Annotated in this window: 19 protein-coding genes; 12 read left to right on the top strand and 7 right to left on the bottom strand. The window is 65.5% G+C overall.

Annotated elements, in window-relative coordinates; translation table 11 throughout:
* Positions 1-465: 465 nt before the first annotated feature.
* The 4 genes from mfd to HMPREF3227_RS04210 all read right to left on the bottom strand — a co-directional run bounded on the left by mfd (position 466) and on the right by HMPREF3227_RS04210 (position 8,453).
* Entirely contained in the window at positions 466-4,116 is a 3,651-nt protein-coding gene (gene mfd, locus HMPREF3227_RS04195) for a transcription-repair coupling factor (RefSeq protein WP_196131116.1), read from the bottom strand.
* On the bottom strand, positions 4,117-4,725 hold the full coding sequence (locus HMPREF3227_RS04200) for a TetR/AcrR family transcriptional regulator (RefSeq protein ID WP_066487536.1): 609 nt from the start codon (positions 4,723-4,725) through the stop codon (positions 4,117-4,119).
* 520 nt (positions 4,726-5,245) lie between these two features.
* Entirely contained in the window at positions 5,246-6,469 is a 1,224-nt protein-coding gene (locus tag HMPREF3227_RS04205) for an MFS transporter (RefSeq protein ID WP_066510518.1), read from the bottom strand.
* 352 nt (positions 6,470-6,821) lie between these two features.
* Positions 6,822-8,453, bottom strand: a complete 1,632-nt coding sequence (locus tag HMPREF3227_RS04210) for a multicopper oxidase family protein (RefSeq protein ID WP_066487530.1) — start codon at positions 8,451-8,453, stop codon at positions 6,822-6,824.
* A 49-nt stretch (positions 8,454-8,502) separates the two neighbouring features.
* Here HMPREF3227_RS04210 and HMPREF3227_RS04215 point away from each other — a divergent pair, with 49 nt between their 5' ends.
* The 7 genes from HMPREF3227_RS04215 to HMPREF3227_RS04245 all read left to right on the top strand — a co-directional run bounded on the left by HMPREF3227_RS04215 (position 8,503) and on the right by HMPREF3227_RS04245 (position 15,078).
* On the top strand, positions 8,503-9,735 hold the full coding sequence (locus HMPREF3227_RS04215; protein ID WP_066510519.1) for an MFS transporter: 1,233 nt from the start codon (positions 8,503-8,505) through the stop codon (positions 9,733-9,735).
* Positions 9,736-9,787: 52 nt separating this feature from the next.
* Positions 9,788-11,245 carry a bifunctional UDP-N-acetylglucosamine diphosphorylase/glucosamine-1-phosphate N-acetyltransferase GlmU gene (gene glmU, locus HMPREF3227_RS04220; RefSeq protein WP_066487526.1) on the top strand — a complete coding sequence of 486 codons (1,458 nt, stop codon included), beginning with the start codon at positions 9,788-9,790 and terminating at the stop codon, positions 11,243-11,245.
* A 47-nt stretch (positions 11,246-11,292) separates the two neighbouring features.
* Positions 11,293-12,267: a ribose-phosphate diphosphokinase gene (locus tag HMPREF3227_RS04225; protein ID WP_066487521.1), complete on the top strand. Its 975-nt coding sequence runs from the start codon at positions 11,293-11,295 to the stop codon at positions 12,265-12,267.
* A gap of 55 nt (positions 12,268-12,322) precedes the next feature.
* The gene (locus HMPREF3227_RS04230) at positions 12,323-12,595 is read left to right on the top strand and encodes a hypothetical protein (RefSeq protein WP_066510523.1); all 273 of its coding nucleotides are present in this window, start codon (positions 12,323-12,325) and stop codon (positions 12,593-12,595) included.
* Positions 12,596-12,810: 215 nt separating this feature from the next.
* Positions 12,811-13,467, top strand: coding sequence for a 50S ribosomal protein L25/general stress protein Ctc (locus tag HMPREF3227_RS04235; protein ID WP_066487514.1), 657 nt, complete (start codon positions 12,811-12,813; stop codon positions 13,465-13,467).
* 93 nt (positions 13,468-13,560) lie between these two features.
* Positions 13,561-14,124, top strand: a complete 564-nt coding sequence (pth, locus tag HMPREF3227_RS04240) for an aminoacyl-tRNA hydrolase (protein WP_066510529.1) — start codon at positions 13,561-13,563, stop codon at positions 14,122-14,124.
* A gap of 21 nt (positions 14,125-14,145) precedes the next feature.
* Entirely contained in the window at positions 14,146-15,078 is a 933-nt protein-coding gene (locus tag HMPREF3227_RS04245) for a fumarylacetoacetate hydrolase family protein (RefSeq protein ID WP_082723217.1), read from the top strand.
* Here HMPREF3227_RS04245 and HMPREF3227_RS04250 read toward each other — a convergent pair.
* Entirely contained in the window at positions 15,075-16,226 is a 1,152-nt protein-coding gene (locus HMPREF3227_RS04250; RefSeq protein WP_066487495.1) for a PucR family transcriptional regulator, read from the bottom strand. The two genes, HMPREF3227_RS04245 and HMPREF3227_RS04250, sit on opposite strands and share 4 nt — an antisense overlap.
* 149 nt (positions 16,227-16,375) lie before the next feature.
* Between HMPREF3227_RS04250 and HMPREF3227_RS04255 the strand changes: the two genes are divergently transcribed.
* A complete protein-coding gene (locus HMPREF3227_RS04255) occupies positions 16,376-17,830 on the top strand; it encodes an MFS transporter (protein WP_141681501.1) in 1,455 nt (484 codons plus the stop codon).
* 119 nt (positions 17,831-17,949) lie between these two features.
* Positions 17,950-18,849: a polyphosphate kinase 2 gene (gene ppk2, locus HMPREF3227_RS04260; RefSeq protein WP_066487492.1), complete on the top strand. Its 900-nt coding sequence runs from the start codon at positions 17,950-17,952 to the stop codon at positions 18,847-18,849.
* Between the two features lie 175 nt (positions 18,850-19,024).
* Here the strand turns inward: ppk2 and HMPREF3227_RS04265 are convergent, their stop codons facing one another.
* Positions 19,025-20,476, bottom strand: a complete 1,452-nt coding sequence (locus HMPREF3227_RS04265; protein WP_066487489.1) for a glyceraldehyde-3-phosphate dehydrogenase — start codon at positions 20,474-20,476, stop codon at positions 19,025-19,027.
* A 94-nt stretch (positions 20,477-20,570) separates the two neighbouring features.
* Positions 20,571-21,560 carry a nitronate monooxygenase gene (locus HMPREF3227_RS04270; protein WP_082750246.1) on the bottom strand — a complete coding sequence of 330 codons (990 nt, stop codon included), beginning with the start codon at positions 21,558-21,560 and terminating at the stop codon, positions 20,571-20,573.
* 30 nt (positions 21,561-21,590) lie between these two features.
* Between HMPREF3227_RS04270 and pth (HMPREF3227_RS04275) the strand changes: the two genes are divergently transcribed.
* Genes pth (HMPREF3227_RS04275) through HMPREF3227_RS04285 form a run of 3 tightly spaced genes read left to right on the top strand, consistent with a single transcriptional unit; the run spans position 21,591 to position 24,816 of the window.
* Positions 21,591-22,256, top strand: coding sequence for an aminoacyl-tRNA hydrolase (gene pth / locus HMPREF3227_RS04275; protein WP_082750248.1), 666 nt, complete (start codon positions 21,591-21,593; stop codon positions 22,254-22,256).
* 40 nt (positions 22,257-22,296) lie between these two features.
* Positions 22,297-23,151: an SDR family NAD(P)-dependent oxidoreductase gene (locus HMPREF3227_RS04280; RefSeq protein ID WP_066487486.1), complete on the top strand. Its 855-nt coding sequence runs from the start codon at positions 22,297-22,299 to the stop codon at positions 23,149-23,151.
* Positions 23,152-23,175: 24 nt separating this feature from the next.
* Entirely contained in the window at positions 23,176-24,816 is a 1,641-nt protein-coding gene (locus HMPREF3227_RS04285) for a peptide chain release factor 3 (RefSeq protein WP_066510533.1), read from the top strand.
* The last annotated feature ends 99 nt before the right edge of the window (positions 24,817-24,915 follow it).

The raw sequence follows: 24,915 nt of genomic DNA on the forward strand, positions 1-24,915 counted from the left end.
GAGCATCGAAGATCGAGACGGTCATGCCACGGAGGTTAAGGAGGCATCGGAAAGCCTGCAACCGATTGCCCAATGCATTTGTCGAACAGGGGTATTCGAACAGGGGTAATGAGGCAATAAACGTGCAGGTCCGCGCGTTTCGGCGCGAGCGTGCCGGTGGCATCGGTTAGCTTGAAGGTCCACTGTCAATCGGAGGACCGAAAGGATAGCGTTATGTATTCCCTGTTCGCTGCGGCCAGCGAGGCCGGGCTTGGCCCGCTGATCCAGCTCGCAATGCTCCCGATCGTGTTGAGCTCCGTGCCAATTCTCGCTATCACGACCTAGACACCCTTACTGCGAAAGGAGAACGCTATGAAACTGTCATCACCGATGGACTTTGGCCAGTCGCTGTTGGACGCAGGACTGGGCCCGTCGATGCTCTGCGCACTGAGCTCGCTGCCGTTCCTGCGCAACGTCTAGAAAGCGCTACTCGCTTACGGAAATAACGTTGCCCATCTTCCGCGGGGTCTTGCCGCCGGTGACGTCCACCTGATCGATGTCGAACATCTGCGATAGGAAGTCCGCGACCCACTGGACGAGCTCGACGTCGCGCAGGAGCGGGTCGCGCACGTTGCGGCCGGCCTTGGGGAACGACAGCTGGATGGCCTTCGCGGCCGCCCGGTAATTCGAGCCTGGGAAGAGACGCTTGAGACGCACCTGCTTGGAATCCGCGAGCTCAACCGGGTGGACCTTGATGCGCGTGCCTTGGACCGTGATGTCTGAGACGCCGGCGCGGCGGGCCTGATGGCGCAAGCGTGCGACGGCGAGGAGACGCGAGACCTCCTCGGGCACGGGGCCGTAACGGTCTTCCATTTCCTCCACGATGAGCTGGAGATCCGCGTTGTTCTTCGAGGCCGCGAGCTTGCGGTACACCTCGAGGCGTAGACGCTCGGCGTTGATGTAGGCTTCGGGGATATGGGCATCGACAGGCAAGTCGATGCGGATCTCCTTGGGGCCTTCGTCGGTGGCCTTGGGGACCTCGCCGCGGGCCATGGCCTTGAAGGTCTCGACGGCCTCGCCAACAAGGCGGACGTAGAGATCGAAGCCGACGCCCGCAATGTGGCCGGACTGCTGCGCGCCGAGGACGTTGCCGGCGCCGCGCATCTCGAGGTCCTTCATGGCGACGGCCATGCCGGCGCCTAGGTCGTTGTTCTGGGCGATGGTCGCAAGGCGGTCGTAGGAGGTCTCGGTGAGCGTCGCGCCCTTGGGATACAGGAAGTAGGCGTAGCCGCGCTCGCGGGAGCGGCCCACGCGCCCGCGCAGCTGATGGAGCTGGGACAGGCCCATGTGGTGGGCGTTTTCGACGATGAGGGTGTTCGCATTCGCGATGTCGAGGCCGGTCTCCACGATGGTCGTGCAGACGAGCACGTCGTACTCGCGGTCCCAGAATCCTTGGACGGTCTTCTCAAGGAGCTCCTCGTTCATCTGGCCGTGGGCGACGACGATGCGCGCCTCGGGGACGAGCTCGCGCAGCTCGCGAGCTTTGGCCTCGATGTCGGAGACCTTGTTGTGGATGAAGAAGGTCTGGCCGTCGCGCAGGAGCTCGCGGCGGATGGCCGCGGCGACCTGCTTGTCCTCGTAGGCACCAACGTAGGTAAGCACCGGGTGGCGATCCTCCGGCGGGGTGAGGATGGTCGACATCTCGCGGATGCCGGCCATGGACATCTCGAGCGTGCGCGGAATCGGGGTCGCGGACATGGTGAGCACGTCCACGGAGGACTTGAGTGCCTTGATGTGCTCCTTGTGCTCGACGCCAAAGCGCTGCTCCTCGTCGACGACGATGAGGCCAAGGTTCTTCCACTGCACGCCTGTCTGAAGCAGACGGTGGGTGCCGATGACGATGTCGACGGAGCCGTCCGTCAACCCGCGCAGGATCTCCTTGGACTCCTTCGCGGTGGTAAAGCGCGAGAGGACCTGAATGTTGATGGGGAATCCGGCCATGCGCTCGCGGAAGGTATCGGCATGCTGTTGCGCCAAAAGGGTCGTCGGCACGAGGACCGCGACTTGCATGCCGTCCTGGACGGCCTTGAACGCAGCGCGCACGGCGACCTCAGTCTTGCCGTAGCCCACGTCGCCGACGACGACGCGGTCCATGGGAACAGGCGATTCCATATCGTGCTTAACGGCATCGATAGCGAGCATCTGGTCCTCGGTCTCGACGTACGGGAAGTTATCTTCCATCTCCGCCTGCCACGGCGAGTCGGGCGCAAACTGGTGGCCCGGCGCTGCTTGGCGCTTGGCATAGAGCTCGACGAGCTCGCCGGCGATTTCGCGCACGGCGGCGCGCGCCTTCTTCTTCGTGTTCTTCCAGTCCGAGCCGCCCATCTTGGACAGCTTGGGGGCCTCGCCGCCCGTGTACTTGGACAGCATGTCGAGCGAGTCCATGGGCACCCAGAGCTGATCACCCGGCTGGCCGCGCTTGCTCGGTGCGTACTCGAGCACGATGTACTCACGGCGGGACGTTTCATCGCCGGCTTGGATGGTCCTCTCAGCCATCTTGACGAACTTGGCGATGCCGTGGGTTTCATGCACCACAAAATCCCCGGCCTTCAAGGCCAAAGGGTCAACACGGTTGCGACGCTTGGCGGGACGGCGCTTGGCACCCGCGATGTCGCCCACGCGGTTACCGGTGAGGTCCGTCTCCGTAATGACCACAAGAGGCAGCGCCGCGGCGTCGCGGGCCTTGCGGATCTTGGGGAAAACCAGACCGGCATGCGACAGCGCCTGGTAAAGCGTCACCTCGCCAGGCGTGGGCTCCCAGCCGGGCGTGGCGACCTTGGCGGGAATGCCCTTCTCCGCGAAGCGGTCCACCATGCGCTTGATAGCGCCTTTGGCCGGCGCGATGAACGCCGCGCGCCCGCCCGCGTTCACGTGGGCGAGTAGCTCCGCCATCATCGCGTCGATCTGCTTGATATCGCCGCGCGGGGTGGGGCCCGGCTCGAAGTCGAGCGGCAGCGTCTCATCTTCTGGCGCGAAGAGCATGCCCGGCGGCGAGAACGTCCACAGCGGCAGCGACGCGTTGGCACACGTGATGTCCAAGGACTCAAAAGAGCGGTAACTAGAGGCAGAAGTGTCCAGGCCCTCCGCCGCGAGCGGCCCATCCGCGCCCATGGCGGCGGCCTCCCAGCCGGCGGCGAGGAACTCCGCGTCCGTGTCCACGAGGTCCGCGATGCGCGTGCGGATCTTCTCCGGCCCCACGAGCACGACGTGTGTGCCGGCGGGGAGGAGCTCTGGGAGGGTGACCATGGGGGCATCGGAAAGCACGGGCAGAAGAGCCTCCATGCCTTCGGCGGGAATCTTCTCCGAGACCTTGGCCAAAAGCTCCACCAACGCGGCGTTGCCCGGATGCGTGCCCATGAGCGACGCGGCGCGGGCGGCCACAGCGTCAGTGATAGGCAGTTCGCGGGCCGGGTAGACGTCCACGGAGCCGACCTCGATCTCCGCAATCGTGCGCTGGTCCGCGACGGAGAACTGCCGGATATCCGTGATTTCGTCGCCCCAGAACTCCACGCGCACCGGGTAATCAAGCGTCGTGGGGAAGATGTCCAGGATGCCGCCGCGCGTGGCGTACTCGCCGCGCTTGGCCACCATATCGACGTGGCGGTAGGCACGGAATTCCAGGCCGGCCACGACGTCTTCGAACTCGACCTCTAAAGACTCGGCGAGGCGAAGAGGCGCGCGGCCCTCCACGGTCTGCAACAAAGGCTGTGCGTAGCCGCGCGCGGCGGTTACGACAACGTCGAGCGAGTCAAGACGGTCGAGCACCTGCGCGCGGCGCCCCACGATGTCCGCGCCCGGCGAGAGGCGCTCGTGCGGGAGCGTCTCCCAGGACGGGAAATACGCCACCTTGGGTCCCAAGAGAGCCGCAAGCTCCGCCGTAAGATCCTCAGCCTCGCGGCCCGTGGCCGTGACGACGAGGACCGGGGCGCGGTGCGCCAGCGCGCCCAGCGCCCAGGGACGCACCTGGTCAATGCCGGTGAGGTGCAGCGAGGCCTCGCCCACGTGCGTGAGCATACCCTTGAGCTTGGGATCCGTAGCCGCGACCTTGAGCAGGCCGGCGAGCATGGGGGTTGCCATCTAGGCGTGTCCTTTCAACTTAGGCTGGGCCTCCAGGCCCGCGAGCCCATTCCAGCAGAGATTCACGATATGCGCGGCGACGACCTCTTTGGACGGCTCGCGTTCGTCCAGCCACCATAGCGCCGTCATGGACACGGCACCAACGAGCGCCTGCGCGTAGAGGTTCGCCAGCGTCTCGTCCAGCCCGCGGTGATGGAAGGCCGTCGCGAGGATGTGGCTCACCTGCCCCACCGCGGTGGACAGCAGCGTGGCGTAGCTGCGGTCCGTTCCCGGCTTCGAGTCGCGCGCGAGGATGAGGAAGCCGTCGGTCTCCTCTTCGACGTAGGTGAGCAGCACGAGCGCGGCCTGCTCAATGCGCTCGCGCCACGAGCCCTCCCCCAGCGCGTCCGTGACGAGCTTTTCCAGCGCGAGCATCTCGCGGTCAATAATGACGGCGTAGAGCCCCTCTTTGCCACCAAAATGTTCGTAGACAACGGGCTTGGACACGGTCGCGCGGGCGGCGATTTCCTCCACGCTCGTGCCATCGAAACCCAACTCCGCAAACGCTGCGCGCCCCACTGCAATGAGCTGTTCACGGCGCTCACGCCCCGTCATCCTTTGTCGAACCATGCCTTCTACCCTATCGTCTCCCAGCTCGCGCGCAGCTTTCCGATGCCCCCCTTTCCCTCCCGTCTCAGGTCCGCCCCGCGTGCTAGGTTGATGCCGTCCCTTCCCTACAACCAGCCATGAGCCTCTTGATGAGACGCTGCCGCGCCATGTAGCCGCGGCCGCCTGTGGCTAAGAGCCGTCCGCCGAGCTCATCGCACAGTGCGCGGACGGTACGGTCGCCTCCGCGTCCGAGGTCTGGGTGCTGCGCCGCGGGACGGTGTATTCCGTGTCGCAGGGCGCCGAAGACGCCACGACCGGCGGCGGCCAAGACGGTGGACCTAGCGCGCAACCCGGTCCTCCCTGCTCGCGTGGAACAGAGAGGACCGGGTTGCGATTGTGCTTCCCCACCAGGACTCGAACCTAGAATGACGGTACCAAAAACCGTAGTGTTGCCGATTACACCATGGGGAAATCCGGCTGCGTAAACAACCGTTCTTAGAGGATACCCGACGGGGGCACCGCTACTGCAAACCGACCCGAATTATTCGAAATCGAGGTGTCGGGACTGGGCCGCGGCCGTGCGGCCGTGGACGAGGACGTAGACTCCGGCGGCCACGATGACGAGGCCAGCCATGAGCCAGTACATTGTCGTATACCCCGTCGCGGCGATGAGCGAGCCGAGCGCCAGCGGGCCGAAGCCGATGCCCACGTCGAGCAGAAGAAAGAGCGTAGAAATACCCGCGCCCATCTCGGCGAGCGGGACAAGACGCACGGAGATCGCTTGCACGGCTGGCATGAGCGAGCCGTAGCCCAGGCCCACGAGGGCGCCGGCGAGGACGACCTGCCAGTTGGTGTGTGCAGCGGCGAGCAGCGCCAGGCCCGCGACGAAAACGACGAGCGCCGGGTAGACCACCGCGTTGTCGCCGTGGCGGTCCTGGATGCGGCCGAGGACAAAGCGCATGACAAGGCTCACGCCGGCGTAGGCAAGGAAGAAGAAGCTGGCGCCGGTCGCGAGACCGGCGGCATCGGAGTACGCATTGATGAAGGTGATGATCGCGGCGTACGCGACGCCGACGAGCAGCATGAAGAAGCCCACGGGCGCGACCTTGGGGTGGACGATGGTCGCTAGCGAGAAGCGCGCGGCGTGGCGTTCCTGGGCCGGGGCACGGAGGAACATCGCTAGGGCGAGCGCCACCACGGTAAGACTGAGCACGGAGATAAAGACCGCGTTGTAGCCCAGCGAGTTCGCCAGCGCGAGGCCGGCCGCGGGTCCGACGGCGGTGGCGAGCGTCGTGCCGAGCGCGAAGTAGCCGGTGCCCTCGGCGCGGCGGTGGTCCGGGATGACGGACTGTGCGACGGCCATGACGGCGGTCGAGGCCACCGCGTAGCCGAGGCCGTGAATAAGACGCACGACGATGAGGAACGCGAGCGAATGCGCCGGGAAGTAGGCGACACAGGCCACGGCAACGACCGCGAGCGAGACAAGCAGCGAGGTCTTCCGGCCGACGGTGTCGACGACGTAGCCCGAGAAGAGTCGAGCGACGGTCGCGCCGACGACAAAGGAACTCGAGGCGAAGCCGGCGGCGGTCTCACTCGCCGCGAACTGCGTGGCGGCGTAGAGCGCCATGATGGTCACGAGCAGGTAAAAGACCATGAACTGTGCGAAGTTCACGAGCCAGGCGAAGACAAAGGTGGGCGTGATGAGCCGTGGGCTCGGCGCGCCCGGTGCGGCGGCGGGACCAGTGGACGGGGACGTGGGAAACACCTCACATCGTGCGGGGACAAAAGAACGCGCGTTACCTTACTCCCCCGCCGCGGGGCTTTGCATGCCCGGTGCATGCGAACGGCGCGCGTGGTCCGTTCGGGGATCCGTCGCGCGCCGTACGAACGCCGTGTGAGGGCAGGAAGACGTGGGTTATTTCGTGGCGTCTCCTGGGGCACCATCCCGGTCTAGGGGTGAATTGCTTGGCACTTCTTTTCTCCTCTATACAATAAAAAGTTCATGTCTGAAGCGACTAAACCTTAATAAAGAATAAAGGCATACTACGTGGTCGCCGAGGTTACGGGGCACGGTTTAACCACAATCCTGTCGTTCAACAGGCGGCCGACACAGGAAGTTAGGCCCCTTGCGTCGGGGTCGCATACGGGCTGCGCGAGGCGTCGATGATCTGGCCGCCGTGGTGGGAGTGCGCCTTCTGCTCGAAGTAGAGCGCGGCGGCCTGAACGCGCACGTCCGGCTTCTCGCCTTTGTCCACGATGACGAACTGCCCCATCATGCCCTCGTCCTCGTGGAGGAGCATGTGACAGTGGTACATGTACGGAATCGTGGGATCCGGGTAGTGGCCGAACTCAACGAGCAGGCGCGCCGTCGTCTTTGGAGGCAGGTTGACCGTATCGTGCCATCCGGCCTCCGGCTTGGGACGCACCGTCACCGTCGTCGAGGCCTGCGCGACGTCCACGCCAAGCACCTTGAAGCGCGCGTCGTGAATGTGGAAGTTGTGCGGCCAGTCATCATTTTCATTCGTCACGGTCCAGATCTCCGGCTCGTCGTGGTCGATGACGACATCGACGCGCGCCATGTCCATGGACTCGCCGTTGATCATGAAGGTATTGAGCACAAACTCGCGCTCCGTAAGTCCCTCCTCGCTGGGGACCTCGAGCGCTGCGGGGTCGAGCTCGGCGGGCAACGCGGGGGCATCGGGGGCATCGGCAGCCGGGCCGATAATGCGGAGGAGGTCGAAGTTATCGCCGAAGCCGAAGTCTGAGGAGTACTCGTCGTCGGGCACGCCAAAGTTATCGGCGCGCGCGACGGACTGCAGGATGTGCTCCTCCCCCGGCTTGAGGTCAACGAGCACCTCGAGGCGTTGGCCGGGGCCGATGAAGGCCTCGTCGACGGTGAGCGGCTCGGGCAGCAGCCCGGCGTCCGTCGCGATGACGCGCAGCGGCGTGCCGTTGTGCATGGTAAGCGTGTAGAAACGCATGGACGCGGCGTTGAGGATGCGCAGGCGCACCCGGCGCGTCGTCGCCTCGAACTTCGCGTTCGTAATGCCGTTGACCACCGGCGTCGTGCCCAGCAGGCCGAGCGTCGAGTCGACGGAATGGTCGAGCTGGTTGTCGTCCGTGAACTTCGCGTCGACCAAGACGACGGGGATATCGTCCACGCCGTACTCATGCGGCAGCTCGAGGCCGTCCGAGACGTCGTCGTCGAGAATGAACATGCCAGCCAAGCCACGGTACGCATGCGTTGCCGTCGCCATATGCGGGTGCGGGTGGTACCACGTCGTCGCGGCGGGCTGCTCGATGGTCCACGTCGGCTTCCACGTCTCTCCGACCTGGATGGGCGAATGCGGGCCGCCGTCCGAATACGCAGGCAACTTCATGCCGTGCCAGTGCACCGTGGTCATCTCGATGAGGTCATTGGTGATCTCCGCGCGGACCTTCTCCCCCTTGTGTGCGCGCAGCGTGGGCCCCAGGTACGGGCCATTGAAACCCCACGTGCGGGTCTCCGACGCGCCGGGCAGAATCTCGGAGTGGCCGTCCTGCGCTGTGAGCTTGAAGACGCGGGTGTCGCCGTCCTTCTCGCCTTCGAGCAGCGGCGGGATGGGCAGCGGGCGGGGCTCGGAATCATAGCCTCGGGGCGGGGTCTGGCTCTTTTCTGCGGTGTCGTCCGAGTCCGAGCACGCGGCGAGTACACCACCGGCGGCGAGGAAGACGGAACCTTGGACAAAGAGGCGACGCGTGAGACTCATGTGTCCTACTTTAAACGCTCGAGCGGGGTGTGGCCTACCCTTGAAAAATATGAAAACGAGTGAGGAATGCAACGCACGCCGCTTCGTGTGGGCCAATGGTCTGCAAAACGTCGGCGACCAGCTCGTCTCCGGCAAGACGGTGCTGCCGTGGCTCTTCCATGCGGCGGGCGTGCCGGGCTTCTTTACGGGTCTGCTTGTGCCGCTGCGCGAGTCCGGCTCCATGCTCCCGCAGGCCGCGCTCACGCCCTGGGTCACCACGCATGCCGGCCGCAAGCGCCTGTGGGTCTTAGGCTCGCTCGGCCAAGCCGCCTGCGCCGCGGTCATCGCGCTCGCCGCATGGCTTGCCGATGCCGCCCTCCTCGGCGTCCTTGTCGTCCTTGCGCTCGCAGGGCTCGCGATCTTTCGCGCGCTGTGTTCCATCACGGGCAAAGACGTGCAGGGCCGCACGATTTCGAAGGGCGCGCGAGGCGAGGTCACCGGCCGCGCGGCCCGGCTCGGCGGCGCGGCGACGCTCATCACGGGCGTCGTGCTCGCGGTGCTCGGCGACGTGCCGCGGTGGGGTCTTGCGCTGTTGCTCGCGGTAGGCGCGGCGACGTGGCTCATCGCAGGCGGCATCTTCCGCGGCGTCGAAGAACCGATCCCGGACGAGGATGTGGAGGCTCAGGGCCTCAATAAGTCTTGGTGGAAGGATACGTGGGAGCTCTACCGCGGCGATGAGAAGTTCCGGCGCTTCGTCAATGTCCGCGCGCTGCTGCTCGTCTCCGCACTGTCCACGTCGTTTATCGTCGTGCTCTCGCGCGACGCGGGGCAAGCGATGCTCTCCGGGCTCGCAGGCTTCGTGCTCGCCTCAGGCCTGTCCAACCTGCTAGGCGGGCGCCTGTCCGGTGTGTGGTCGGACCGGTCCTCCCGGACAGTGATGGCCGCAGGGGCGGCGGGGGCATCGGCAGTTTTGCTGGCCTTGGTGGCCTGCGCGTGGTGGGCTCCGGCGAGCCTCAACGCCTGGGTCATGCCGCTGGGATTCTTCTTAGTCAACCTCGCGCACACGGCCATTCGCGTGGCGCGTAAGACGTACGTCGTAGACATGGCTGGCGGCGATAAGCGCACGCAGTACGTGGGCGCGGCGAACACGATGATGGGCGTCGTCTTGCTCATCGTGGGTGGAATTTCGGCCGTCATCGCGCTCGCGGGACCGGCCCCGGCGCTGCTCTTTTTGGCCGCCATCGGGCTGCTGGGCGCCTGGCGCGCCCGTGGTCTCGACAACGTCTCGCGTGGGAACGTTTAGAATGTGTGCCTAGATACTTTTTGACTCGACATTTTTGTGAGGAGCTATTCCTTTGGCTGATACCACCGATCTCGCCATCCTCGTCCTCGCCGCCGGCGCAGGCACCCGCATGAAATCCGCGAAACAGAAGACCCTCCACGAGATCGGCGGGCGCAGCCTCCTGGGCCACTCGCTCCACGCGGCCGCTGGCCTGAACCCGGCACACCTCGTCGCCGTCGTGGGCCACCAGCGCGAGCAGGTCGCCCCGGCCGTCGAGGCCATCGCTGCGGAGCTGGACCGCGAGGTCCTCGTCGCCGTCCAGGAAGAGCAGAACGGCACGGGCGACGCCGTTGCCGCAGGCCTCGCACCGCTGCCGGACTTCAACGGTACCGTCATCGTCACTAACGGCGACGTCCCGCTGCTGCGCCCGGAGACCATTCAGTCCCTCTTCGAGGCGCACGTCGCCGAGTCCAACGCCGTGACTGTGCTTTCCATGTCGTTGGACGACCCGACGGGTTACGGCCGCATCGTTCGCGACGGCTCCGCCGTGACGGCCATCGTGGAACAAAAGGACGCCGCCCCGGAGCAGCTCGCGATTACCGAGGTCAACTCCGGCGTCTTCGCCTTTGACGGCGCCATCCTGCGCGACGCGTTGGGCCAGCTCAACTCGGATAACGCACAGGGCGAGCTCTACATCACGGACGTGCTCTCCATCGCGCGCGACGCGGGCCACCGCGTGGGCGCCGTCGTCGCCCCAGACCCGTCCGAGCTCGCCGGCGTCAACGACCGCGTCCAGCTCGCCGCCGCGGGCCGCGCGCTCAACGAGCGCGTCGTCGAGGCCGCCATGCGCGGCGGCGCCACCGTCGTCGACCCTGCTACCACGTGGATTGGCGTCAACGTCACCATCGGCTCCGACGTCATCATCCACCCCAACACCCAGCTGTGGGGTGCCACCTCCATCGCCGACGGCGCCGAGGTCGGCCCGGACACGACGCTGACCAACATGCAGGTCGGCGCGAACGCCCACGTTATCCGCGTCCACGGCTTCGACTCTGTCATCGGCCGCGGCGCCAACATCGGCCCGTACACCTACATTCGTCCGGGCACCGTCGTGGGCGAAGAAGGCAAGCTCGGCGGCTTCGTCGAGGCCAAGAATGCCCAGATCGGCCGCGGCACCAAGGTCCCGCACCTCACCTATATTGGGGATGCCACCGTGGGCGAGTACTCCAATATCGGCGCGTCCTCCGTCTTCGTCAACTACGACGGCGTGAACAAGCACCACACCACCATCGGCAGCCACGTGCGTACCGGCTCGGACACCATGTTCATCGCTCCGGTGACGGTCGGTGACGGCGCCTACTCCGGAGCGGGTACAGTAATTAAGGACGACGTTCCTGCGGGAGCCCTCGTCGTCTCCGGCGGCAAGCAGCGCAACATCGAAGGTTGGGTGGAGCGCAAGCGCCCGGGCACCGCGGCAGCAGACGCCGCCGCGGCGGCACGCGACGCACAGCCGACGAACGACGATAAGTAATCGCAGAAACTTCCCGCCACAACTGACAAGGAAGGCAACACCCAGCCATGACCGGCAAGGTAACTGGTAGCAGCAAAAACATGAAGCTCTTCTCCGGGCGCGCACACCCGGAGCTGGCAGAGGCAGTCGCTCGCGAGCTCAAGACCGACTTGGTCCCCACCACCGCCCGCGACTTCGCCAACGGCGAGATTTTCATCCGCTTTGAGGAATCCGTCCGTGGCGCGGACTGCTTCGTCATGCAGTCCCACACGCAGCCGCTCAACAAGTGGCTCATGGAACAGCTCATTATGATCGACGCTCTGAAGCGCGGCTCCGCCAAGCGCATCACCGCGATCCTGCCGTTCTACCCCTACGCCCGCCAGGATAAGAAGCACCGCGGCCGCGAGCCGATTTCCGCCCGCCTCGTCGCTGACCTGCTCCAGGCCGCCGGCGCAGACCGCATCGTCTCCGTCGATCTCCACACGGACCAGATCCAGGGCTTCTTCGACGGCCCGGTCGACCACATGCATGCGCAGCCTATCCTCGTCGACTACATCAAGTCGAAGTACGCCATGGATAACCTCGTGGTCGTCTCCCCAGATGCCGGCCGCGTCAAGGTCGCTGAGAAGTGGGCCCACGACCTGGGCGACGCTCCGCTCGCCTTCGTCCACAAGACCCGCTCCACCGAGGTCGCCAACCAGACCGTGTCCAACCGCGTCGTTGGCGAGGTCGAGGGCAAGGATTGCATCCTCCTCGACGACATGATCGATACCGGCGGCACCATCGCCGGCGCCGTCCGCGTCCTTAAGGAAGCGGGCGCCAAGTCCGTCGTCATCGCGTGTACGCACGGCGTTTTCTCCGACCCGGCGCGCGAGCGTCTGTCCGAGTGCGGCGCAGAAGAGGTCATCACGACCGATACCCTCCCGCAGTCCACCGAGGGCTGGTCCAACCTCACGGTGCTGTCCATCGCCCCGCTGCTGGCACGCACCATCAACGAGATCTTCGAGAACGGCTCCGTCACCACGCTGTTCGAGACGCACTAAGCGCGCATCTCGCTTCTTCCCCGCTCGGCCTCACGGCCCAGCGGGGATTTTTGTTGTGCAATCTTTATCACCGCAGTACTCACACACCGCTCGCGGGCGCGACGCCGAGGCGTATGGCGCCGTCCATGTCGCCCAGGGCGAGGAACCGCGCCCGCCTAAGGAGCCGGAGCCGGAAGACGGCCAGGAAGAGTCCGTGCTCGTCGACGATGAAGGCTGGGGCGTCGTGAACGACAGCGAGGTCCGCGAGTTCATTGAACTTGAGCACCCTGCCGCGGCCGCTGCGGAGGCCACTGCGGAGGAGGCAGAGGACGAGACGGACGAGCGCTAAGTATTTGGTGTCCGGGCCGATGCGTTGCTAGGATATATCCGTCTCGGCGAGGGCGAGCGGTCACATGACCGTAAGCCGTTATCGACGCGATTGTGAACTTCTAAGCATATAAGCCTGCGATGACTCCTCCCCAGACGTCCATCGGCAGGCTTTCGTCGTTCTTGCGCCGTATCATTGAGCCTCGCCACACACTGATTAACTGCAAGGAGAATTTTATGTCTAACGAGACTCCGGTCATCAAGGCTACAGCCCGCAACGAATTCGGCAAGGGCCCGGCTCGCCGCCTGCGCGTCGCCGGCCAGGTCCCGGGCGTTGTCTACGGCCACAGCACCGACCCGGTCCACTTCTCTGTTGACCGCCTGGAGATCACCGCTCTGGTTCGCAACCACGGCGTCAACGCTGTTCTCGAGCTCGAGCTCGACGGCGAGCAGCACCTGAGCATGGTCAAGCACGTCGACCAGAACGTGCTGACCCTCGACATCGACCACATCGACCTCCTCGCCATCAAGCGCGGCGAGAAGGTTGAGGTCGAGGTCCCGGTCGTCGTCGAGGGCGAGCCGGCACCGGGCACCGAGTACTACCAGGATGCAGACGTCATCCTGGTTGAGGCTGACGTTCTTAACATTCCGGAAGAAATCGTCGTCTCCATCGAGGGCCTGGAGGACGGCTCCGTCGTCACCGCCGCCGACATCACCCTGCCGGAGAACACCACCCTGGTCGCCGACGCCGAGACCGTCATCGCTTCCGTCTCCATCCCGCAGGTGGACGAAGAGCTCGAGGCCGCCGCTGAGGCAGCTGAAGAGGGCGGCGCCGAGGCTGGCGCTGACTCCGCTGAGGACGCCGCGGCTGCCGCAGCCACCGAGTCCGAGTAATTCTCGCCTCATTCGCCGCGTTCCCCGCATGGGGTGCGCGGCGTTTCGCCGTTTTTCAGGCGGCTTCGCCCACGCCCACGCGGGCGTGCGAGAATGGAACGCGTGACTGATTCTCCCCTTCTCATTGTTGGCCTGGGCAACCCGGGCGCCCAGTACGCGGGCACGCGCCACAACATCGGCTACGACGTCATTGACGAGCTGTGCGACCGCGTGACGCCCATGGCTACGAGCTTGAGCGTCCATAAGAAGACGAACACGTTCGTCGCGGAGCTCGGCGCCGGGCGGCTCACCTCGCGCAAGACGATCCTCGCCCGCCCGCACTCGTTCATGAACCTCTCCGGCGGGCCAGTCAAGGCCCTCGCGCAGTACTTCGGCGTGGCCCCCGCGGACATCGTGGTCATCCACGACGAACTCGAGCTCGACTTCGGCCAAGTGAGACTGCGTACGGGCGGCGGGGACCACGGCCACAACGGCCTGCGCTCCATCACTAAGTCCCTGGGCACCAAGGATTACCAGCGCCTGTCCATCGGCATCGGCCGCCCACCGGGCCGCATGGATCCCGCCAGCTTCGTGCTCAAGCCGTGGTCCAAGCGCGAGGCCCAGGACATCCCCATCGTGTGCGCTGATGCTGCCGATGCCCTCCTCCGCGCCGCGTAGGCACGAGTACACTGTCCCACCATGAGACTTGCTACGCTGCGCACCCCTTACGGCACGACGACCATCCGCGTCGAGGGCGACAACGTCGGTATTGAGCTCGACCACGAGGACGTGGGCGCGCTCCTGCGCACCGAGGACTGGCGCAAGGCGGCCGCGCTGTCCGGCGAGCCCGTCGCCTTCGCGCCCGAGGACCTGGCACCCGTTATTCCGCACCCGGGCAAGATCATCTGCGTCGGCCTCAACTATGCCAAGCATATCCGGGAGATGGGTCGCGAGTTCCCCGACGTCCCCACGCTGTTTATCAAGTTCCCAGACGCGCTCACCGGCCCCTACGACGACGTGCACATCCCGCCGTTCGGGCAGTCCAAGCTCGACTACGAGGGCGAGCTCGCCGTCGTCATCGGCCGCCGCGCCCACCACGTCACCGCCGCCGAGGCGCTCGACTACGTAGCGGGCTACTCCATCATCAACGACTACACGCTGCGCGATTTCCAGCGCGCGACCACGCAATTCCACGCCGGCAAGTCCTTCTACCGCACCGCCGGCTTCGGGCCGTGGCTCACGACCTCCGACGAGTGGGCGCCGGGCGGCGGCGCGCGCCTGACCACGACCGTCGACGGCGAGGTCCGCCAGGACGACAACACGGACGATCTCATTTTCTCCGTCGCTCGGCTCATCGAGTTCTGCTCGCAGCTCTACCCGCTCCACCCCGGCGACGTCATCGCTACCGGCACGCCCGAGGGCGTCGGCTTCGCCCATAAGCCGCAGGCCTTCATCCAGGACGGTCAGACCGTGCGCATCGAGATCGAGGGCCTGGGCCATATCGCGAACCAGACCATCTACGACCACTCGGTGATGCCCTCCATCGTGGGCGAAGACCTCCTTGGACACGGGCACAGCGGCAACTCGGACGGCTGCGCCTGCGGCGGCGACTGCTCCTGCGGCGCGCACTAATCACCGGACGAACCCCCGCCGAGCTCCCGCGCATAGCGCAGCCAGAGTAGCTCCATGCGCGTATCCGGCTCGGTGAGGCTGCGACCCGTGACCTCCTCGAACTTCGCGACACGGTGGCGCAGCGTGTTCTCGTGCACATATAGCCCCGCGGCGGCCTGCTTGAAGCTCAGTCCCGCGTCCAAATACGCCCACACCGACTCGAGCAGCATCGCGCCGGTCTCAGGGGCCTCAGCGAAGACAGTCTCGTAGCGCGCCTGCACGATGGCCGTGACCGCAGGGACCTCCGGCACGGCGAGCCGCCACGACAACGCGGCGGCGTCCCACCACCCCGTCCGGCCCGGCGGCAGCGCAGAGAGCACGCGCCTCGCCCCAGCCCAGGACTCCCCGGCTTCGGCCAGCGAAGTGGAGGGGCCTGCGGCGAGGAGAACGGGGGCATCGGCAAGCTGGGCCGTGGCGGGAATAAGCGCGGCGATGACATCGCCGACCTCGGCCGCGACCGCCATCGCGGCGGGCGTCGAGCCCCACTTCTCCACGTAGGCGACCCACTCGTCCGGGTCCGCGGCCATGCCGAGGGCTACGCGGTACGCGATATCCGGCAGGCCGAGCCGCCGCGCGCGGGCGGCAATCTCCAAGCCCGAATGCTGCGGCGCGGCGATAAGGCGCAGCAACTCCGCCTTAGCCACGCGGCGGCGCACGGACTCACCCACGCTCGCCGCCCGATATTCACGCACGGCCTGCTGCATGAACCACTCACCCACCTCCCACATCGCGTCCATGGCGGTAAGACAGTCCTCGACCGGAAGCCCACGCGTCCGCGCGATGTCGCTAAACCGCCGCTGCGTCGAGGTGAGCGCCAGACGGTAAGCACGCAACAACGAATCGACCTGCACGCCCTGACCTAGGCGGCGCAGCGCGACACTGGGCACGGCCGGAAGCTGCGCTGCAGAACCGCTCGCAACGACGTCGAGGACCACATCGATAATCCCGCCCACGGAGGCCACAAGCTCGCGGCGCGGGACGTCCGCGTAGTCCGGCAGCTCCTCGTGGATATCGCCCACGGCGTGCACCGTGAGGTCCTCGTGCTCACGGCGCAGCTGCGCCACGACGGTCGCCAGCGTCGCGTAGGGAATGGAGTTATCCGGACTCATGCATCTCGATTGTAGGAAACTCCAAACGCGCACGTGAGCTATTAGACAGAACCCCATTGAATATGATGTATATCACGGGAGATAGTAGTGGGCATCGCGTCGCCCCAGCCGCGACGTGCCCTGCACGCCTGATCCTCTTGGAGACACTCATGCCCACTTCCCTTTCCGCGAGCCTCGCCAAGGCCGCTGACGTCATGGAACCCACCCGCACCCCGCGCCAGAAGCGCAAAGCGTTTTTAGGCGCCATCGCTGGCCATCTCATCGAGTGGTACGACTACGGCGTCTACGGCTTTGTAGCCATCTACGTCGGCCAAGCCTTCTTCTCCGCCGCCACGCCTGCCATCGCACTGCTGTCCTCTTTCGCGACCTTCGCATTGTCGTTCTTTATGCGTCCGCTCGGTGGATTCATCTTTGGCCCGCTCGGCGACCGCATCGGTCGCAAGAACACCATGGCACTGGTCATGGTGCTCATGTCCGGCTCCACTTTCTGCATTGGGCTTATGCCCACCTACGCCGCCATCGGTTTCGCGGCACCGGCCCTGCTCATCCTCGCCCGCTGCGTCCAGGGCCTATCCGCCGGCGGCGAGATCGGTACCGTGACCTCCTATGTCGCGGAGTACGGCGGCGCCAAGCGCCGTGGCCTGGCCACCTCGCTGCTCATGACGATTGCGGTCTCCGGCCTGCTCCTCGGATCCATCGTCGCCAACGGCCTCGCGGCCATGCTCGGCGACGAGGCGATGCAGGCCTACGGCTGGCGCATTCCGTTCCTCGTCGCGGGCCCACTCGGCCTCATCGCGGCCTACATCCGCTCGCGTCTCGAGGATTCCGCCCAGTTCGAGGCCATCGCCGAGTCCGGCCACCAGGAAAAGCGCCCTTTGCGCGCCCTGTGGAAGTGGAAAGGCAACCTGCTGCTCGTGGCTGGCTCCATCTCCCTGCTGGCCTCCATGTTCTACATGGTCCTCACGTTCTCCTCGACGTACCTGGTCAACACGCTGGGCTTCACCGCCACGGAGCGCTTCTGGTTCATCACCGTCGGCGGCGCCACGGCCGCATGCCTCATGCCACTGGGCGGACTCATCACGGACGTGTGGGGACGCCGCCCGTTCCTCATCCTCACCTCCGCGCTCACCGTGCCGGCGGTCTGGTGGTTCTTCTCCTCGGCCCCGGGCGCTACAGCGCAGTCGCTCTTCCTGCCATTCATGGCCTGCTGCGTGCTCTTCGGCCTCTACTCCTCGACCCCGTACGCGGTGATGACGGACATGATTCCCACGCAAGTCCGCGCCACGGGTATCTCCATGGCCTATAACTTCCCCGTCGCCATCTTCGGTGGCTCCGCCCCGTTCATCGCGTCCTACCTCATCAACCTCACCGGGGATATCACCTCGCCGATGTACTTCTTCATCGGCACCGCAGTGCTGTCGTTCCTCTCCAGCTGCCTCATCTCCCGCCGCCACTACTCCCGCGTCGAGGCTGCCGATGCCGCCCTCCTCGGCGTCATCGCCTCCTCCCGCGCCGTAGCCGACGCCGTCGCTACGGAAGCCGCCGAAGAGGCCGCCGAGGAAAACGCAGCGCAGACCTCCTCTTCGGCGCGCGCTACCCCATAACGGAACTCTGCGTCTGTGCGTCGCATGCCCCGAATGGCCAGATCACTGGGTTCGCCCCCACCATTCTGGGGCTAGCGGCGTTTTCGCATGTCTAAAGTTCCGCTAATAAGCTGTTAAGTATGAGCAAGAATACAAAGCGCACCAAGCCCGCCAAACTCGACAAGGAAGCCTACGAGGCCGAACTCAAGCGTCTCCAGGCCGAGCTCGTCGAGATGCAGCAGTGGGTCGTCGAGACCGGCGCCCGCGTCGTCATCATCATGGAAGGCCGCGACGCCGCTGGCAAGGGTTCCGCTATTAAGCGCATTACCCAGTACCTGAACCCCCGCACGTGCCGCATCGAGGCGCTGCCCAAGCCCACCGATCGCGAGTCCGGCCAATGGTACTTTCAGCGCTACATCGAAAAGCTGCCCACCGCCGGCGAGATCGTCATCTTTGACCGCTCCTGGTACAACCGCGGCGGTGTGGAGCGCGTCATGGGCTTCTGCACCCCGCAGGAGCACGTGCGCTTCCTTCACCAGGCGCCGGTCCTTGAGCGCATGCTCGTCGAAGACGGCATCATCTTGCTCAAATACTGGTTCTCCGTCTCCGACGAAGAGCAGATCGCCCGCTTCAAATCCCGCCGCAACGATCCGCTGCGCCGCTGGAAGCTCTCCCCCATGGATCTCCAGTCCATTACCCGCTGGGAGGACTACTCCCGCGCGAAGGACGAGATGTTCGTCCACACGGACACGCCCACCGCGCCGTGGTACACCGTGGAATCCGAGGACAAGAAGCGCTCGCGTATCAACGTCATCAACCACATCCTGAAGACGATTCCGTACCAGCACGTCCCGCAGGATGTGCCGGAAATCCCGGAGCGCCCGGACGAGAGCGGCGAAGAGTACGAGCGTCCGCCGCGCGATGATTTCTCCTACGTCCCCGACGTCGCCTCCGAGTTGGAGCGCGACAAGGTCGCCGCCGCGAAGAAGGCTAAAAAGGCTAAGAAGGCCGCTAAGAAGTCAGGCAAGAAGAAGGACTAGCCTCCCACGCCACTGAAATAGCCATTTCGCCCGAATTAGCTCCGATTTTTCGACAAATCGGATTCTTATTCGGGCGAAATGGCTATTTCACTGCATAAACAACTTTCGACGTCGCGAAGATCAACGAGCCGCCCCGCGAAGCGAATTCGACGGGGCGGCCTTGTGCATCTAGCGCTTAGAGCTCAGCGGCGGACTTGCGCGTCGGGAGAACCGTGGGGCGTGCGCCGGCGAGTTCCTCGACGATGCGGATGACCTGGTTCGAGTAACCGAACTCGTTGTCGTACCACACGTAGAGCACGAGGTGCTTGCCGGAGGCGATGGTCGCCAGGCCGTCGACGATGCCCGCGTGGGTGGAGCCGACGAAGTCCGAGGAAACGACCTCCGGGGAGGCGATGTAGGAAATCTGCTGGCGCAGGTCCGAATGGAGGGAGACGTTGCGCAGGAAGTCGTTGACCTCGTCGGCCTCGACCTCCTTGGCGAGCTCGAGGTTGAGCACAGCCATGGACACGTCCGGGGTAGGAACGCGGATGGCATTACCGGTGAGCTTGCCCTCGAACTCCGGCACGGCCTTGGAGACGGCCTTGGCAGCGCCGGTCTCCGTAAGCACCATGTTGAGGCCAGCGGCACGGCCGCGGCGCGGGCCCTTGTGGAAGTTGTCGATGAGGTTCTGGTCGTTGGTGAACGAGTGCGCGGTCTCGACGTGGCCGTGGACGACGCCGTAGCGGTCGTTGATGACCTTGAGCACCGGAGTGATGCCGTTCGTGGTGCAGGATGCGGCAGACAGGATCTTGTCCGTGTCCTCGATGTCGCCGTGGTTGATGCCGTAGACGATGTTCTTCAGGTCGCCCTTGCCCGGAGCGGTGAGCAGGACGCGAGCGATGCCCTTGGACTTGAGGTGCTGCTCGAGCCCCTCGCGGTTGCGCCACACGCCCGTGTTGTCGACGAGGATGGCGTTGTCGATGCCGTACTCGGTGTAGTCGATGGATGCCGGATCGTTGGCGTAGATCATCTGGATCTTCGTGCCGTTGGCCCAGATGACCTCGTTCTCCTCGTCGACGGAGATGGTGCCGTTGAAGGCGCCGTGGACGGAGTCGCGGCGCAGGAGGGAGGCGCGCTTGATGATGTCGCCGTCGCCCTTCTTACGGACCACGATGCCGCGCAGACGCACGCCGTTGTAGGCGGCCTCGCGAGCGATGAGGATGCGGGCAAGCAGGCGGCCGATGCGGCCGAAGCCGTAGAGCACGACATCGACCGGCTCCTTCTGGGTGTCCTTGCCAATGACGTCGGCGAGGGCGGACTCGACGAAGGCACGCAGGTCGGTCTCGCCGGAATCGGCGAAGTCGAGCGCGAGCTGGCCCAGATCGATAGACACGGAGGCCAGGTTAAGGTCGACGAGAACCTCGAGAATGGGGAGGGTCTGCGCGGTGGAGAGTTCCTCGCCGGCGACGCGGCGGGCGTAGCGGTGTGCCTTGACAATGTCGATGTCAGTGACACCCTCGAGCAGCGAGCCGAAGATCGACGTCACGACGTTGGAGCGGCGCAGCGTGTGCAGCAGCGGGATCATCTTCTGAGCGCGCTCGATGCGCTCGTTCCAGTCGTCGTGGCCAACCTGGGCGTTTCCGGTCACTTCAATCAATCCTTTACTCATGGGGTTGTCACATAGAGTGCGCAAAAGGGGTTAATGCAACAACACATAATATCCGAACCGGGCACGCAATTTACTAAAGACGCTGAAGTATCTCCGCCACACTACCCCCGCCGAGTCGCTCGGGCTCCACGCCCACGAGACAATAGGCCACCGCAGGGTCCTTCTGCGCACGTCGCGTCTTGAGCAGCGGGCTCAAATGCGGGTAAATGGGCGCCATGTCTGGGTGCGTGCGGGTGTAGTCCGTCGCGAGCCCACGGGCGTAGCGTCCGGACAGAGCGCGCGTCGAGACCGTCTCCCCGCCGCTCGCTATGAGCTCGCGATTGCTTTCGGATGTCCCCGCCTCCTCCGCGAGCAGGAACGCCGAGCCGCAGCTCACCTTGGCCACGCCGGGCCAGCCCAGGGCCTCCTCAACGTCCGCGTGGTCGCGCAAGCCGCCGGCCGCGATGAGCGGAATGGCAAAACCCTCGGCCTCGAGTGCCGCGTGGACGTCCGCAACGAGCTCACGCAGCGGCCGCCAGTCCGGTTCTTCCTCGATGGTCCACGTCCCGCGGTGCCCGCCTGCGTCGGCGCCCTGGACGCAGAGCACGTCGACGCCCCGGCGCGCGGCCACGAGGGCATCGGCCGCCGTCGTCACCGTCGTCCACGCCTCGATTCCTGCTTCGTGGATGCGTTGTATTTCCTCGTCGCTGAAGGTTCCGAACATCGACCAGATGACGGCGGGACGGTTGTCGTGCGCCAGTGCGAGGGCGAGCTTCTCATGCCATCCAAACGTGTAATCCACGTGGCCGAGCACAACGCCCTCTTCATCCGAGATGGTCTGCGCGGCCGCCCACAGGTCCTTGGTGAGCGGCGGCTGCGGGTGGAAGAGGTTGAGCCCAAAGCGCGCCCCCTCCATAGCGTCGAGCTGCTGCGCGACGACGTTCATAGGCGACGTGCCGAGCGCAAGGGCGCTGAATGAGCCGGCGGCATCGGCAGCACGCACCAGGGCGGGCGTGGTGGGGCCGCCGGCCATGGGGGCGACGCTGACAGGCGACGGGAAGGAATCGATCACGCGAGTACTCATGCGGACATCCTACGTGCGAGACTGGAACGCATGGTTGGTTTTATTTCGAAGATTCGCGCGCTCTTCGGCGGCGCTGGCGCACCCGACACGCAGGGGCCGGTCGCGCTCGACCTGGCATCCTTGCAGGCCGAATGGCTCATCGTGGGACTCGGCAACCCGGGTGCACGCTACGCGGCGACGCGCCACAACGTGGGCTACATGGCCATCGACGATCTCCTCGCTGACGCCGGGGACGTGCTCGCCCCCGTGCGCGGCATCAAAGCCGAGGCCGCGCAGATCGACATCAATGGCACGCCCGTCGTCGTGGCGCGCGCAACGACGTTTATGAACCTCTCGGGCGAGGGCATCGGCCCGCTCGCCACAGCGCTCGGCGTCGGGCCGGACCGCGTCATCGTCTGCCACGACGAGCTCGACTTGCCCGCGCACAAGCTACGTCTCAAGCTCGGCGGCAACGAGAATGGCCACAACGGACTCAAGTCGCTCACGGAGCACCTGGGCACCCGCGACTACCTGCGCGTGCGCATCGGCATCGGCCGCCCGGCCAAGTCCGCGCCGCAGCCCATTCCCGACTGGGTGCTGGGGCCTGTCGACGACGGCCACGACTTCGATACCGCCATCGCCACGGCCGCCCGCGGCGCCCGGCTCATCGTTGCTCGCGGCCTGAACGCCGCGCAGAACGACATCCATTCGCGCTAAGCCCGGCGCGCAGCAGTTCGCACGCGTAATCTCGACAACCATGAGCGACCAGACTGCATCCAAGACGATTGTCATCACCGGCGCCTCGGACGGCATCGGCGCCGCCGCGGCCCGCAAGCTGCAGCGCATGAACAACAAGCACACCCTCGTCATCGTCGGTCGCAACCCGGAGAAGACCCGGGCCGTCGCGAGCGAAATCGGCGCGCGCTACCACCTCGCGGACTTTGAGTCCTTGGGCCAGGTCCGCCGTCTCGCCGAGGAACTGCAAGACTTGGGCCACATCGATGCCCTCGCCAATAACGCGGGCGGCGTCTTTGACGGCCCCTTCCGCACCGCAGATGGCTTCGAGCGCACGTGGCAGGTCAACGTCGTCGCCCCCTTCCTGCTCACCTCGCTCCTGCGCGAACAACTCACCCCGGACCCAGAGCTGGGAAAGGAAGCGGCGACGGTGGTGCAGACGGCATCGGTAGCAAACATGCTCATGAGCAACTTCGATGCCGCGGACCCCAATACCTTCCAGAACTTCAGCCGCGAGCGCGCCTACGGCAACGCGAAGCTGGGCGATATCCTGCTCGCGAGATATCTCGCGAGTAAAGGACTCAACGCCGTGGCCTTTCACCCTGGCGTGCTCGCCACGAACTTCGCGCAGTCCGGCACGGGCGCGGTGCAAAAGATCTACGCGTCGAAGCTCGCTCACCGCTTCTTTGGCAAGCCATCTTCCGGCGGCGATAACTTGGCGTTCTTCCTCCTCGGCACGCCCGGCGTGCACTTCGAGCCGGGCGAGTATTACAACGACAAACGGCGTCCAGGCCTGCAACGTCCCATCGCGAAGAAGCTCTCCGTGGCGCGCCGCCTCTTTGACGATCTCGGCCGCCGGCTGAATGTGGAATGGTAAGTCCCTCCCGCTAAGGTAGAGGCCATGAGTTCTTCCACCGTGGCCAATGAGGCCTCCCGTCGCCGCACCTTCGCCGTCATCGCCCACCCGGATGCCGGTAAGTCGACGCTCACGGAGGCCTTGGCCCTCCATGCGCACGTCATCAACGAGGCCGGCGCGGTCCACGGCAAGGGCAACCGCAAGGCCACGGTCTCTGACTGGATGGAGATGGAGAAGGACCGCGGTATTTCCGTCGCGTCCTCGGCTCTTCAGTTCGAATACGCACCTGAAGACCATGAAGGGGAACCCTTCATGATCAACCTCGTCGATACCCCTGGCCACGCGGACTTCTCTGAAGATACCTACCGCGTGCTCACCGCCGTCGACGCCGCAGTCATGCTTATCGATGCCGCCAAGGGCCTCGAGACCCAGACCCTCAAGCTCTTCCGCGTCTGTAAGGCCCGCGGCCTGCCCATCATCACGGTGATCAACAAGTGGGACCGCGTCGGCCGCGAGCCGCTCGAGCTGGTCGACGAAATCGTCAACGAGATCCAGCTCCAGCCCACTCCGCTCTACTGGCCGGTGGGCATCGCGGGTGATTTCAAGGGCCTGGCCCACATCAACTCGGACGGCGAGGCGGACGAGTACATCCACTTCATCCGCACCGCCGGCGGCTCCACCATCGCTCCGGAGGAGCACTTCCAGCCTGCCGATGCCGCCGCGCGCGAAGGCTCCGATTGGGACACCGCCGTGGAGGAAGCCGAGCTGCTCGCCATGGACGGCGCGCTCCACGACCAGGAGTTGTTTGAGCAGTGCGTCACCTCGCCGCTCATCTTCGCCTCCGCGATGCTCAACTTCGGCGTCCACCAGATTCTCGATACCCTCTGCGCCATCGCCCCGGCCCCGCGCTCCCGCGAGTCCGATCCCAAGGCCGTCGAGGCATCCACCACCGCCATCGACGAGGTCCGCGAGGTCACCGATGACTTCTCCGGCGTCGTCTTCAAGGTGCAGGCCGGCATGGACCGCAAGCACCGCGACAACCTGGCGTTCATGCGCGTCGTCTCCGGCGAGTTCGACCGCGGCATGCAGGTCACCCACGCCCAATCAGGCCGCAGCTTCTCCACGAAGTATGCGCTCACTGTCTTCGGCCGCACGCGCGACACCATCGACACCGCCTACCCGGGCGATATCGTGGGCCTCGTCAACGCCGGCTCACTCGCTCCCGGCGACACCATCTACAACGGCCGCAAGGTCCAATTCAAGCCCATGCCCCAGTTCGCGCCCGAGGCGTTCCGCATCCTGCGTGCCAAGTCGCTGGGCGACTACAAGGCGTTCCGCAAGGGCTTGGACCAGCTCGCCGCCGAGGGCGTCGTGCAGATCCTGCGCAACGACATCCGCGGCGACGCCGCCCCCGTCATGGCCGCCGTCGGCCCCATGCAGTTCGAGGTCATGCAGGCCCGCATGGAAGTCGAGTACAACGTCGAGACCGTCACCGAACCCATCCCCTACTCCGTCGCCCGCCGCACCGACGCTGCCTCCGCCGAGGAACTCGGCCGCCAGCGCGGCGTGGAAATCTTCACCCGCACCGACGGCGAGCTCATCGCGCTGTTCGGCGATAAGTGGAAGCTCGCCTTCGTGGAGAAGGAACACCCGGACCTCACGATGGAGCCGCTCGTCGCAGACTAGCTCTTCCCTGAGCGTAGATGTCAAAATCTCGTTAAGACCCAGATGTAGCGGTGCCGATGGGTGCTTTGATCAATCCATGGCATTCGACATAATTTTGAC

This window comes from Corynebacterium sp. CMW7794 (assembly GCF_001563605.1).
Lineage (GTDB): Bacteria > Actinomycetota > Actinomycetes > Mycobacteriales > Mycobacteriaceae > Corynebacterium > Corynebacterium phoceense.

Coding starts and splice junctions, on each gene's coding strand:
- HMPREF3227_RS04270 (WP_082750246.1), bottom strand. CDS start 21,560: ATGAGTACTCGCGTGATCGATTCCTTCCCGTCGCCTGTCAGCGTCGCC.
- HMPREF3227_RS04250 (WP_066487495.1), bottom strand. CDS start 16,226: ATGAGTCCGGATAACTCCATTCCCTACGCGACGCTGGCGACCGTCGTG.
- ppk2 (WP_066487492.1), top strand. CDS start 17,950: ATGAGCAAGAATACAAAGCGCACCAAGCCCGCCAAACTCGACAAGGAA.
- HMPREF3227_RS04225 (WP_066487521.1), top strand. CDS start 11,293: ATGACCGGCAAGGTAACTGGTAGCAGCAAAAACATGAAGCTCTTCTCC.
- HMPREF3227_RS04285 (WP_066510533.1), top strand. CDS start 23,176: ATGAGTTCTTCCACCGTGGCCAATGAGGCCTCCCGTCGCCGCACCTTC.
- HMPREF3227_RS04280 (WP_066487486.1), top strand. CDS start 22,297: ATGAGCGACCAGACTGCATCCAAGACGATTGTCATCACCGGCGCCTCG.
- HMPREF3227_RS04245 (WP_082723217.1), top strand. CDS start 14,146: ATGAGACTTGCTACGCTGCGCACCCCTTACGGCACGACGACCATCCGC.
- pth (WP_066510529.1), top strand. CDS start 13,561: ATGGAACGCGTGACTGATTCTCCCCTTCTCATTGTTGGCCTGGGCAAC.
- HMPREF3227_RS04255 (WP_141681501.1), top strand. CDS start 16,376: ATGCCCACTTCCCTTTCCGCGAGCCTCGCCAAGGCCGCTGACGTCATG.
- HMPREF3227_RS04235 (WP_066487514.1), top strand. CDS start 12,811: ATGTCTAACGAGACTCCGGTCATCAAGGCTACAGCCCGCAACGAATTC.
- mfd (WP_196131116.1), bottom strand. CDS start 4,116: ATGGCAACCCCCATGCTCGCCGGCCTGCTCAAGGTCGCGGCTACGGAT.
- HMPREF3227_RS04210 (WP_066487530.1), bottom strand. CDS start 8,453: ATGAGTCTCACGCGTCGCCTCTTTGTCCAAGGTTCCGTCTTCCTCGCC.
- pth (WP_082750248.1), top strand. CDS start 21,591: ATGGTTGGTTTTATTTCGAAGATTCGCGCGCTCTTCGGCGGCGCTGGC.
- HMPREF3227_RS04200 (WP_066487536.1), bottom strand. CDS start 4,725: ATGGTTCGACAAAGGATGACGGGGCGTGAGCGCCGTGAACAGCTCATT.
- HMPREF3227_RS04215 (WP_066510519.1), top strand. CDS start 8,503: ATGAAAACGAGTGAGGAATGCAACGCACGCCGCTTCGTGTGGGCCAAT.